Here is an 11,532-nt window from a genome sequence, read left to right on the forward strand (position 1 = left end):
ACCACCTAGGCGACGCGCTGAACCTGCTGTACCGGGCCATCGGCGAAATCCACCGCGGCTTCCGAGTGCAGCAGGGTGGAATCGAAAACCGGCAGGTCGGTATGCTGCGGCCCGATCAACAACCCGATCTCGGTGCAGCCGAGGATAACGGCATCGGCGCCGGCGGCACGGCCGCGCTCGATCACGTCCAGATAACCCTGGCGCGATTGCGACCGGATAATGCCGCAGCACAGCTCGTCGAAGATCACGTCATGCACCAGGCCACGGTCGGTCGCCTCGGGCACCAGCGCCTCGATGCCAAACCGTTCGGCCAGACGGGCGCGATAAAAATCCTGTTCCATCGTGTAGCGAGTGGCGAGCAACAGCGGACGTTTGGCGCCGGCATCGGTCAGCGCGCGGCCCACCACGTCGGCAATATGGATCAGCGGCACGCCGGCCTTTTCTGCCACCGCATCAGCTACCTTGTGCATGGTGTTGGTGCAGATCAGCAGGCAATCGGCGCCAGCATCGGCGAGCTGTCGCCCGATCTGCGCCAGCGTGTCGGCGGCGAGGTCCCAGCGGCCGGCCTGCTGCAGGGCCACGATGCGGCTGAAATCCACCGAGCGCAGCAGGATCTCGGCCGAGGCCAGCCCGCCATGGCGGCGACGCACCGCTTCGTTGATCTGGCGGTAATAGACCGCCGTGCTTTCCCAGCTCATCCCGCCGATCAGGCCGATGGTTTTCATGACACCCCTCAAGGAATCGAAATCCGGCTGACAGTAGCCGGACAGGGGCGATAAATGCGTGCATTCTTGGGCGTCAATTGACTAGAATGCGAGAAATAATTCCGGCTATATAGAGAAATACCGAATTATTTTCGAATATCTGGCAGAAACATGCTTGAACCGCGCGACCGGAAGATTCTCGATATTTTACAAGAGGATGCTGCCATCCCCATCTCCGAACTGGCTGAGCGCTGCGCACTCTCGGTCTCGGCCTGCTGGCGGCGCATCCGGCGGCTGGAGGAGGACGGCCTGATCGCCAAGCGCGTGGCCCTGCTGGACCGGCGCAAGGCGAAAGTGCCGACCACGGTGTTCGTCAGCGTGCGCACCTCGCGCCATTCCATGGAGTGGCTGGAGAAATTCCGCCAAGCCATCGCCGACATCCCCGAGATCGTCGAGGCCTATCGCCTGACCGGGGATATCGACTATCTGCTGCGCATCACCGTGCCGGATGTCGAAACCTACGATGCCGTCTACAAGCAGCTCATCTCGCGGCTGGATTTCACCGACATCTCCTCCTTCATCAGCATGGAGGAATTGAAATTCACCACCGCGATCCCGACGAAATACGCCTAGCCGATACTCATCAGGCTGGCATTGCCGCCGGCGGCGGCCGTGTTGGTGCTGATGCTGCGTTCCGCCACCAGGCCATGCAGGGGGTAGTCCGGATCGGCGACATAAACCGGCAGCACGATATCCGACTCATCAGCCAGTTGCCGGGTAAGCGCCAGCAAGGCATCGCGGTCGCCTTCGAACAGCACGGCCGAAGGCGGCGTGGCAGGTTCCGATATCTGCTGGCGCAGGTCATCGGGCAGGCTGTCGAGGAGCCCGGCAAAATCGGCGGCGTTGCGGATCAAGACACGATTGCCTGTGGCAAAGACCGCCCCAAGCTGCAGCTTCAGGCCCGCTTCGCTCTGCGGCGCGCATAACACGACGCCGCGCGGCAGCAGCAGATAGAGATTGCGCTCTCCCACCGGGCCGGGCAGCTCCGCCGCCGCTCCCACCGGACTTTGTACCGCCATCGCCATGCAGCGATCCGCGAGTCCCGCATCGCCGCGCTGGCGCAGCCAGCCGGCATATCGTTGCGCGATGGCGGGCGCCTCGCCCTTGATGGCGGTCGGTGGCGCGGATTGCAGCAGGCGATGCAGATAGAGCGGCCCGCCGGCTTTCGGTCCGGTGCCCGACAGGCCATGGCCGCCAAAAGGCTGCACGCCCACCACGGCACCGATGATGTTGCGATTCACATAGAGATTGCCCGTCGCGATGCGCCGGGTGACATGCGCAATGGTTTCATCGATGCGGCTGTGCAGGCCGAAGGTGAGGCCATAGCCGCTGGCATTGATGCGGTCGATCAGGGCGTCCAGGTCCTGCCGGCGGTAGCGCACCACATGCAGCACCGGACCGAACACCTCGCGCTGCAATTCGCCGATATCCTCCAGTTCGATCAGGGTCGGCGGCACAAAAGTACCGTGACGGGCCTGGGGTGGCAACGGTAGTTGCTCGATGCGCCGGCCCTTCGTGCGCATGGCATCGATATGGGCCTGGATGTTGCGCCGGGCTTCGGCACTGATCACCGGACCGACATCGACCGACAGGCGATCAGGCAAACCAATGCAAAGTTCCGCCATCGCGCCTTTCAACATGGCCAGCACGCGGTCAGCGATATCCTCCTGCAGGCAGAGGACACGCAGGGCCGAACAGCGCTGGCCGGCGGAATCGAAGGCCGAGGCCAGAACATCGCCTACTACCTGTTCGGGCAAAGCGGAGGAATCGACGATCATCGCATTCAGCCCGCCCGTCTCGGCAATGAAAGGCACCGGCCGGCCATCGGGATTGAGGCGTTGCGCCAGCTGTCGCTGGATAAAACGCGCCACGTCAGTGGAGCCCGTGAACATCACGCCGCGGATGCGCGGATCGGCCACCAGCGCTGCACCGGTTTCACCGGCACCGGGCAGCAATTGCACCGCGCCGGGCGGCACCCCCGCCTCGCGCAGAATCAGCACCATCTGCATGGCGATCAGGGGCGTTTCTTCCGCCGGTTTCGCCAGCACCACGTTGCCGGCGGCAAGCGCGGCCGCCACCTGGCCAGTGAAGATCGCGAGCGGAAAATTCCACGGGCTGATGCAGGCCACGGGGCCAAGCGGGCGATGACTGTCGGCGGCAAAGCCGGCGGCCTGATTTGCATAGTAGCGCAGGAAATCGACAGCCTCGCGCACCTCGCCAACAGCATTGGGCAGGGTCTTGCCGGCCTCGCGCACAATCAGGCCCAGCAGCTGCGGCATGCGGCTTTCCAGCAGGTCGGCGGCACGCAGCAGTGCCTGGCCGCGTTCACTTGCCGGCGTCGACTGCCAGATCGGCGCAGTCGCCACCGCCCTGTCGATGGCGGCCACAACCATATCCGGCACGGCCGTCACCACATGGCCAACGATATCGGCATGGTTGGCCGGATTGCGCAGGGGCAGTGCTGGCCCCTCTTCCATCGTCATATCGGCCAGCAGCGGCGCGGCGTGCCAGACGACGTCATTGCTGGTCAACAGCGCCGCCGAGAGCGAAGCCAGCCGCTGCTCGTTGGCAAGATCCACGCCGGCGGAATTCGGCCGATCACTGAACATTTCGCGCGGCAGGGCAATTTTCGGATGCGGCGCGCCGACCGGCTGGATAGCCTGCGCGGCTTCCACCGGATCTGCGATCAATGCATCGACCGGAATGTCCTTGTTGGCGATCTGGTTCACGAAGGAGGTATTGGCACCGTTTTCCAGCAGACGCCGCACCAGATAGGCCAGCAGGGTTTCATGCGTGCCGACCGGCGCATAGATGCGGCAGGGCCGGTTCAGCTTGCCGCGCCCCACCACTTCTTCATACAGCGGCTCGCCCATGCCGTGCAGGCACTGGAATTCGTATTGCCCTGGATAATAATTCGCGCCGGCCATGGCATGGATGCTGGCGAGCGTATGGGCGTTATGGGTGGCGAATTGCGGATAGGCCGCATCGGGTGCTGACAGCAGCTTGCGCGCGCAGGCCAGATACGACACGTCGGTGTGAATCTTGCGGGTGAAAACGGGAAAGTCCTCCAGCCCGTCGAGCTGGGCGCGTTTGATCTCGCTGTCCCAGTATGCACCTTTCACCAGGCGGATCATCAGGTGGTGACGGCTGCGCCGCGCCAGGTCGATCAGCCAGTCGATCACAAAGGGCGCACGTTTTTGATAGGCCTGCACCACGAACCCGATGCCGTTCCAGCCAGCCAGATCGGCATCGAAGCAAAGCGATTCCAGAAGGTCGAGCGAGATTTCCAGCCGATCGGCCTCTTCGGCATCAATGTTCAGCCCGATGTCGTATTGCCGCGCCAGCAGAGCCAATGCCTTCAGGCGCGGCAGCAGTTCGGTCTTCACGCGCTCGATATTGGCGCGATTGTAGCGCGGATGCAGCGCCGAGAGTTTCACCGAGATGCCCGGGCCTTCATAGATGCCGCGTTTCGCTGCCGCGCGGCCGATGGCATGAATCGCCTGTTCGTAATCGGCGTAATACCGTGTGGCATCGGCGGCCGTGGTCGCCGCCTCGCCCAGCATGTCGTAGGAATAGCGGAAGCCCAACGCTTCCCATTTGCGGCTGTTGGCCAGTGCCTCGGCGATGGTCTGGCCCGTTACGAACTGCTCGCCCATCATGCGCATGGCGATGTCGACGCCCTTGCGGATCAGCGGTTCGCCGCCCCTGGCGATCAGCTTGGTCAGCGCATTCGACAGCGACTTGCCGCTGCTGGTTGAGGCCAGCTTGCCGGTGATCAGCAAACCCCAGGTAGCGGCATTGACGAACAACGACGGGCTGTGGCCCAGATGTGCCTCCCAGTCGCCGACGCCGATCTTGTCGCGGATCAGGGCATCGCGCGTGGCGCGATCCGGGATACGCAGCAAGGCTTCGGCCAGGCACATCAGCGCCACGCCTTCCTGGCTGGACAGTGCATATTCATGGATCAAGGCCTCGACGCCCCCGCCCTGGGCCTTGCCGCGCAGGGCCTGGACCAGCTTGCGGGCGAGATCGCGCGCTGCCTGCGTCACGGCAGGCGGCTGACTGGCCTCGGCGATCAGCAACGGCAGACATTCCGTCTCGGGCCGGCGCCAGGCACCGGTGATGCGGGCGCGCAGCACGCTTTGCGGCTGTATGCCCTGGGCGAAATCGAGGAAGGGCATGATCGGGGCATCGGCCTGTATTTCGGCCGGTTCGGCAGCACCGCCGTCCAGGTGGGCCTGCCCCAGCAGGTCGCTGACATCCTGGCCGCGCTCGATGCGGTCCAGCACCGTGAGCAGGGCCTGCTTGATCACCCAGTGGGGCGTGCGGCCCAGCCCGTCGGCGGCCTGTTTCAGCCGTGCTTTCAGGTCGTCGTCGATCTTCACCCCTATGGTGGTCGTCGCCATGCACTGTCTCCCGGTGCAGCCGGACGAGACCCACTCGTCAGGCGCAACCGTTATCCAGAAAAAGGCGCAACCCTGTCAAGTATACAGGCGCAACCTATGGCCTGCTTTACCGCTCCGGGACCTTGAACCCCAGATAAATCCCCCCGCTGATGCCCATCAGGGCCAAGAGATTGGTGCCGAATTGCGGCATCTGCAGATCCCAGTAGACCCGGAAGATGTAGATCACACCAAGGATGGCAGTCCAGGCGAGCATCTGGAATCGGTGCACTGTGGCGCCAGTGGCGTCATTAATTAAATCGCGAACAAACCCCTTGGAGCGATACGGTTCGGTCAGGCTCAGGTAACGTCGATGCAGGTCCGACAGCGTGATCCCCGCTGCCTCCGCCTGCCCGCCATCTTCCGCCGGCGGAATGTCGAAATGTCGGCCGGCTTCATGGCCGCCCTTGCCGCTTCTGACCAGGACTTTCAGCCGGGCGGCATCATGGGCATCGCGGATACCCATCGCACTCAGCGACGCCTCCACATCGGCGGCCGGCGATTGCTTGCCTTGGTCCACCATTACGGCAGCCAACGACGTGCCGGCCGAAATGCCGAGCAGGATGAAGGTTTCGGGATTAAGGGATTTCAACTGGCCGGTCACGGCCCAGATGAACACGAAGGCGGCGAAGATCAGGCAGAACCAGACGGACATCTGCAATTTGCCCAGGCAAAACGGCAGATCAGCGGCGGCGACCTGCGGGACCGGCGAACGGTTGCGCAGGGCGGAACTGCGCAAGCCGATATACAGAACGCAGGCAATCACCGCCAACGCGGCACCGAAGCCGAACAGCATCCATTCATCTTCATACCGCAGCAGGCGGAAGCTGGGCGCGAGCGGCTCCTCCTCCGAGCCGGCCATGATGCTGCGCCCAGCATATTCGACATCGAAGGGCACGGTAATGACCTGTGCGGCAGCGAATGGCGACCCCAACAGGCGGGACCACATTTCCCTGTTCAGGTTTTGCGCATCATCGTTGTTGCCGACACCGAAAAGCAGCGGAAATACCACTAACCGCGAGCTCTCGATGATGCGCGGCGTCATATCCACGGGGGCGCCATCGATCTTCAGCTTCAGCCTGGTTTCATCCAGGTTCTCGGTGCCGTTCAGAGTGAAGCAGAGATTGCCCTCCAGTGCCGGCGGATAGACGCAGGTCCAGTCATCGGAAAAGATGCTGAGCCGCGTCGCCTTGCCGGTTTCGGCGCGCATGCCATGCGCTGGCAGCAGGAAAGCAGCAAGAAGCAGAACCGCATATGCCATCGCATGTCGCATCGCGTCATTCCCATGTTCAGGATGGCGCGACGCTAACATGGGTTTATCTGGTCGGAAGATGCCACCGGCTATGATCGCGGGCGGCATTATGCGCGGGGGCCGTCTTATCGTCCGGTGTGCAGATTTTCACCCCGGCAACAAACACGCATTTTGTTGCAAACGAATACTTTGTTACGCGCTGTTGCACCGGCGTTGTTAACCTTTAACACCCTGCCCGTGACATGAGAGCGAAAGATGGACGATCCACGCAGGAGATTTCGCTATGGTCACATCGGTCAGCTCAACCACCGGCACGACTACCACGACCAACAGCGCCTCGGCCGCGCTAGCCAGTGATTTCGACACGTTCCTCACCCTGCTCACCATGCAATTGAAGAACCAGGATCCGACCGATCCGATGGACCCCAACGAATTCACCGAGCAACTGGTGCAGTTCAGCCAGGTCGAGCAGCAGATCAACATGAACAGCAACCTGGAAACGATCATCGCCCAGTTGCAGACCCAGCAGACCAGCGCCAACCTGGGCTATATCGGTAAGGTCGTCGATGTAAACAGCACGGAAGGCAAACTGGTCGAGGGGGGCACGGTATTCTGGTCTTATGAGCTGCCCGAGGGCACTACCAGCGTGCAATACAACATACTGGATGAGGACGGGAACGTAATGCGGACCGTCAACGCCGCCTCGGGTGACGATGGCTTCGTCACCGGCAGCCGGATAGAGATTTCCTGGGACGGCACCGATGCCAGCGGCAATGTTCTGGAGGCCGGCACCTATACCTTGCAGGTGACGGCAAAAGATGCGAGCGGCGCGGTACTCGACGGCACCAAGGTCTATGCCCGCGGCTATGTCGAGGCGGTTGAAACCATCGATGGCGAACAGTTTCTGATCGTTTCCGGCATGCAGGTCTCACCCAGCGACGTGGTGTCGGTTTTCGCCACTTCGGATACCAGCAGCAACGAAGGTTGAGTGTCGCATGTCACGGCCTCTGATCTTCATCGCCACACCGTGCTATGGCGGACAGGTCCATCAATTCTACATGCAGTCGGTGATCCAGCTGATGCAGCATGCGCGCGGCAGCATATTCGACACTACACTGGCCTTGCTGGGCAATGACTCACTGATTACCCGCAGCCGCAATACCCTGGTGTCGGCGTTCCTGGAAATGTCGCAGGCCAGCCATCTGATGTTCATTGATGCCGATATTTCCTTCGAGCCGGCACAGGTGGAACGTATGCTGAAGCTGGGCGAAGATGTGGTGGCCGGCATATATCCATTGAAGGTGCTCGATTGGCAGAATGCCCTGCCCCTTCCCGGCCGAGCGATCATCCATGAAGAGATGGCATTGCGATATTGTGGCGAAGCCTGTCGCGACAATGAGGCCGAGCGACGCGGCGACTTCATCAGCGGCACCTATGCCGGCACTGGATTCATGCTGATCGCCCGCACCGCCTTGGAACGCATGATCGCCGCTTATCCGGAATTGCGCTATGGCGGCGTGCATGTCTATCCGCCCACGCGATCGAACCGGCCGCAATACGCCCTGTTCGATTGCATGATCGATCCGGAAAACGGCACGTATCTAAGCGAGGATTACGCCTTCTGCCGACGCTGGCGTCAGATCGGCGGCAAAATCTGGCTGGACACCAAGGGCCGCCTTACCCATTCGGGCATGCACGATTTCCATGGCAATCCGGCATCGCGTTTTGCTGCGTCAGCGATGCCGTGATCGCCGTCACAAACTTCGCGCCGCGAATACCGATGCCGGATTGTGGTAAATGAAATTTAACTACGGATTGCAACACGACGTTACAAAACTGCGCTTTCGCCTGGTTGTATCGGCTGGCATCATGCAGCCATAAACGGCAGCAAAACGATTCCCCCAGATGTCGCGTATTCCTCATATCCTCATCGTCGATGACGACCGCGAGATCCGCAATCTGCTGATGCGGTTCCTAACCGAGCACGGCTTCCGCGTCACACCGGCTGCCGATGGCCGCGGCATGCAGTCCGCCCTCAAGAACGGTCGTTTCGACCTGATCGTGCTGGATCTGATGCTGCCTGGAGAAGACGGGCTGCAGCTCTGCCGCAAGATCCGACAGGATATGTCGATCCCGATTCTGTTGCTCACCGCGCTTTCGGGTGAGGCCGATCGCATCCTGGGTCTGGAAATCGGAGCAGACGACTACCTGACAAAGCCATTCAGTCCCCGCGAGCTGGTCGCCCGCATCAAGGCCATACTGCGCCGTGCGGCAAGCGCGAACGACCAGGACAGCGACCGGCCGCAGGCCTACAGTTTCGGTGGCTGGATCCTGGAGATCGGCAAACGGCATCTGCGTTCGCCAGACGGCGCATTTTTACCGCTCACCTCAGGTGAATTCGATCTGCTGATCGCCTTTGCCGAACATCCGCAACGGGTACTAAGCCGCGACCAGTTGCTCGATCTGACCCGAGGACGTTCCACCGTCCTGTTCGACCGCAGCATCGACGTACAGGTCAGTCGTCTGCGCAAAAAGATCGAGGTCGACCCGAATATGCCGGATCTGATCAAGACGGTGCGCAGCGGAGGCTATATCTTCACGCCAGAGGTCAAGGCCCTGCAGGCAGCTTAAATGCGTCCATTCCGGCAAGCGCTGCGGCGGATCGGCAGCGATCGTATCATCTGGCGAATAGCCGGCACGATACTGCTTGCCATCCTTTGCACCCAGATCGCCACCGTTCTGCTGCTGCGCAGTACACGGCCGGGCGAAATGCCGGTCTATGCCATCACCGCATTGATGGCAGAGATGCAGCGCCATGTCGCCGGCATGCCACCCGCCGAAGCCGATGCGCTGCACCGCCTGTCGGATCCAGGCCTGCCGCCCGAAACCGATCGGCCGCTGCCGTTTCCGTTCCGTGACGTGGAATACCGGTTGCGTCAATCCCTCGCAGGACCTCAGGTTGCTGAAATCCGCATCGGCGTCGACTTTCCCCGCCGGCCCGGCGGCCGCCTGCTGTTCTGGCCCGTGCCGGTGCCGCGCATTGCCGTCGAACCGCCCGAACCCGGCCCGCCGCCAGATCAGCAACCGAATGGCTGGCCTCCGCCGCCTCCCGGTGGACCCTATGGTCCACCGCATCCGGCATTGGGAACCGAGGATTTCCAGGTACCGGGCATTTTCACCATCTGGGTCCGTCAGGCACCAGAGGCCGAGTGGCAGGCCTGGCGCCCCAAGCAGAGCTTCGAGCCAATCGAGCCGTGGCTGTTCACCCTGCTGTGGTTCGTCGTGATCGCGGCCATCATCGCCGCCCTTACCTTCTGGTCGACCTGGCGGCTGCTGCGCCCGCTGAAAGCCTTGGTGGTCACAGCCCAGGGCTGGCGAGCCGGTCAGGAACCGACGCCCTTACCCGCACGCGGCCCACTGGAATTCCGCGCCATCGCCACCGCCTTTAACGACATGCAGGACGAAATCAGCCGCTTCGTGCGCGACCGTTCGGAACTGGTGGTGGCGCTCTCGCACGATCTGCGCACGCCGCTGACACGGTTGCAGCTACGCGCCGAATATATCGACGACCCGGAACAGCGCCAACGTATGCTGGACGAATTGCATTTCATGGAGGCTCTGACAGACCAGCTGCTCAGCTTCGCCTCCCTCAACCCACGCAACGAACCGATGCAACGCGTCGATATCGCCGTTCTGCTGACCACGCTATGCGATGATCGCAGCGATGCCGGCGCCGTGCTGGAATATGCCGGCCCGAGGCATATGGTGATCGACTGCCGGCCGACCGCGATCCTGCGGGCGATGATGAATCTTATCGAGAATGCCATTAAATACAGCGATTTTGCCTATGTCGCCCTGCAAGCCGATGTCGACGGCGTGTGCATCTTCGTCCGCGACAGCGGCCCCGGCATACCGGAAAACGAACTGGACCGCGTATTGCAGCCATTCTATCGCGTCGATGCCTCGCGCAGCCGCGAGACGGGCGGTTTAGGCATGGGCTTGAGCGTGGCCCGCGCCATCGTGCTGGAACATCGCGGCAGCATCACTCTGCGCAACCGGCTGCCCCATGGCCTGGAGGTGGAAATCCGGCTGCCGGCGACGCAGCACAAGTTGTCCATCGCCTGATCTTCCCCTTCTGATCTGCAGGGCTAGCCCTTCATGTCCATGGCCTTGCTCAGCATCTCGTCGGCGGCCTGGATCACCTGCGAATTCATGGAATAGGCCTGCTGGGCCACGATCAGCTTGGTCATCTGGTCGGCCGTATCGACGGTGGACAATTCCAGCGCGCTGCCGGCAACTGTCCCGACGCCATTGGATCGCGACAGCGGATGACCGTAAACGGCATTGCCTGATTCTTCCGTGATGCTGAAGGCTGTGCCATCGACACGGTCCAGCTTGTCGGGTTCGGCAAAATTCGCCAGCAGTATCTGCGCCTGCACTGCCGTCGTGCCATCATCGTAACTGGCCGTGATGCCGCCGCCATCGGTGATGCTGAGGCCGGTGTAACTGGCGCCGGCGGCATTGTCATCGGTGTCCACGGTGAAGATGCGCGGCGCCCCGTTGCCGCTGGGCGCCGCCGCCATCAGGTAGTAGCCCGCCGCGTTCACCAGCCGGCCACTATTGTCGACGTGGAAGTCGCCTTGGCGCGTGTAATATACCGTGGTTTCAAAGCCCGTGGGCTCACCGGTTTCCGGATCGAGACCGGTAGGTTCGGCGACAGGAAAAAAACCGTTGCCGCTGATCGCTGCGGATGTCGTGCTGGAATCGGATACGACCTGGCCCTGGGCGCGATTGAGGAAATCAGCCGAAGCGGTCAGACCCATCTGCTTCGTGCCATTCAGGACTGGGCTGCTGGTACCATAACTGCCCTGCACCATGTCGAAGAACTGGGTCGACACGGCTTTGTAACCCGCCGTGCTGCTGTTGGCGACGTTATCCGAGATATTGCCGATTGCCATCGCCTGCGCGTTGATCGCCATTACCGCCGCACTCATCACGCTGTTCATTGCATCTTGCTCCTTCGCCTGGCTGCAACTTTCTACAGCCCGTAGAGCAAGGCCCGTGCCTGACGCAT

9 protein-coding genes are annotated in these 11,532 nt (G+C 62.0%); 5 read left to right on the top strand and 4 right to left on the bottom strand.

Going from position 1 to position 11,532, the window contains the following annotated elements; genetic code table 11:
* Nucleotides 1-5 precede the first annotated feature (5 nt).
* Nucleotides 6-725, bottom strand: coding sequence for an aspartate/glutamate racemase family protein (locus tag ACK4FJ_RS16800; protein WP_409767885.1), 720 nt, complete (start codon nucleotides 723-725; stop codon nucleotides 6-8).
* 150 nt (nucleotides 726-875) lie between these two features.
* On the opposite strand from ACK4FJ_RS16800, the gene ACK4FJ_RS16805 reads away from it, so the two are divergent.
* Entirely contained in the window at nucleotides 876-1,337 is a 462-nt protein-coding gene (locus ACK4FJ_RS16805) for an Lrp/AsnC family transcriptional regulator (protein WP_409767886.1), read from the top strand.
* On the opposite strand, the gene putA is transcribed toward ACK4FJ_RS16805, so the two are convergent.
* Both putA and ACK4FJ_RS16815 read right to left on the bottom strand, forming a co-directional pair.
* Nucleotides 1,334-5,170 carry a trifunctional transcriptional regulator/proline dehydrogenase/L-glutamate gamma-semialdehyde dehydrogenase gene (putA, locus tag ACK4FJ_RS16810; RefSeq protein ID WP_409767887.1) on the bottom strand — a complete coding sequence of 1,279 codons (3,837 nt, stop codon included), beginning with the start codon at nucleotides 5,168-5,170 and terminating at the stop codon, nucleotides 1,334-1,336. The two genes, ACK4FJ_RS16805 and putA, sit on opposite strands and share 4 nt — an antisense overlap.
* A 106-nt stretch (nucleotides 5,171-5,276) precedes the next feature.
* Nucleotides 5,277-6,518: a hypothetical protein gene (locus ACK4FJ_RS16815; protein ID WP_409767888.1), complete on the bottom strand. Its 1,242-nt coding sequence runs from the start codon at nucleotides 6,516-6,518 to the stop codon at nucleotides 5,277-5,279.
* 223 nt (nucleotides 6,519-6,741) lie between these two features.
* Here ACK4FJ_RS16815 and ACK4FJ_RS16820 point away from each other — a divergent pair, with 223 nt between their 5' ends.
* The 4 genes from ACK4FJ_RS16820 to ACK4FJ_RS16835 all read left to right on the top strand — a co-directional run bounded on the left by ACK4FJ_RS16820 (nucleotide 6,742) and on the right by ACK4FJ_RS16835 (nucleotide 10,583).
* Nucleotides 6,742-7,446 carry a flagellar hook assembly protein FlgD gene (locus ACK4FJ_RS16820; protein WP_409767889.1) on the top strand — a complete coding sequence of 235 codons (705 nt, stop codon included), beginning with the start codon at nucleotides 6,742-6,744 and terminating at the stop codon, nucleotides 7,444-7,446.
* A gap of 7 nt (nucleotides 7,447-7,453) precedes the next feature.
* Nucleotides 7,454-8,206, top strand: a complete 753-nt coding sequence (locus tag ACK4FJ_RS16825; RefSeq protein ID WP_409767890.1) for a hypothetical protein — start codon at nucleotides 7,454-7,456, stop codon at nucleotides 8,204-8,206.
* A gap of 157 nt (nucleotides 8,207-8,363) precedes the next feature.
* Nucleotides 8,364-9,089, top strand: a complete 726-nt coding sequence (locus tag ACK4FJ_RS16830; protein WP_409767891.1) for a response regulator — start codon at nucleotides 8,364-8,366, stop codon at nucleotides 9,087-9,089.
* On the top strand, nucleotides 9,090-10,583 hold the full coding sequence (locus ACK4FJ_RS16835; RefSeq protein WP_409767892.1) for a sensor histidine kinase: 1,494 nt from the start codon (nucleotides 9,090-9,092) through the stop codon (nucleotides 10,581-10,583). It begins immediately after the preceding gene.
* Between the two features lie 23 nt (nucleotides 10,584-10,606).
* On the opposite strand, the gene ACK4FJ_RS16840 is transcribed toward ACK4FJ_RS16835, so the two are convergent.
* Entirely contained in the window at nucleotides 10,607-11,464 is an 858-nt protein-coding gene (locus ACK4FJ_RS16840) for a flagellar hook basal-body protein (RefSeq protein ID WP_409767893.1), read from the bottom strand.
* Between the last annotated feature and the right edge of the window lie 68 nt (nucleotides 11,465-11,532).

This window comes from Ferrovibrio sp. (genome assembly GCF_046297595.1).
GTDB lineage: Bacteria > Pseudomonadota > Alphaproteobacteria > Ferrovibrionales > Ferrovibrionaceae > Ferrovibrio.

Bases quoted from the DNA above. Each gene is read 5' to 3' on its own strand.
- ACK4FJ_RS16800 (WP_409767885.1), bottom strand. From the start codon at position 725: ATGAAAACCATCGGCCTGATCGGCGGGATGAGCTGGGAAAGCACGGCG.
- ACK4FJ_RS16805 (WP_409767886.1), top strand. From the start codon at position 876: ATGCTTGAACCGCGCGACCGGAAGATTCTCGATATTTTACAAGAGGAT.
- putA (WP_409767887.1), bottom strand. From the start codon at position 5,170: ATGGCGACGACCACCATAGGGGTGAAGATCGACGACGACCTGAAAGCA.
- ACK4FJ_RS16815 (WP_409767888.1), bottom strand. From the start codon at position 6,518: ATGTTAGCGTCGCGCCATCCTGAACATGGGAATGACGCGATGCGACAT.
- ACK4FJ_RS16820 (WP_409767889.1), top strand. From the start codon at position 6,742: ATGGTCACATCGGTCAGCTCAACCACCGGCACGACTACCACGACCAAC.
- ACK4FJ_RS16825 (WP_409767890.1), top strand. From the start codon at position 7,454: ATGTCACGGCCTCTGATCTTCATCGCCACACCGTGCTATGGCGGACAG.
- ACK4FJ_RS16830 (WP_409767891.1), top strand. From the start codon at position 8,364: ATGTCGCGTATTCCTCATATCCTCATCGTCGATGACGACCGCGAGATC.
- ACK4FJ_RS16835 (WP_409767892.1), top strand. From the start codon at position 9,090: ATGCGTCCATTCCGGCAAGCGCTGCGGCGGATCGGCAGCGATCGTATC.
- ACK4FJ_RS16840 (WP_409767893.1), bottom strand. From the start codon at position 11,464: ATGAACAGCGTGATGAGTGCGGCGGTAATGGCGATCAACGCGCAGGCG.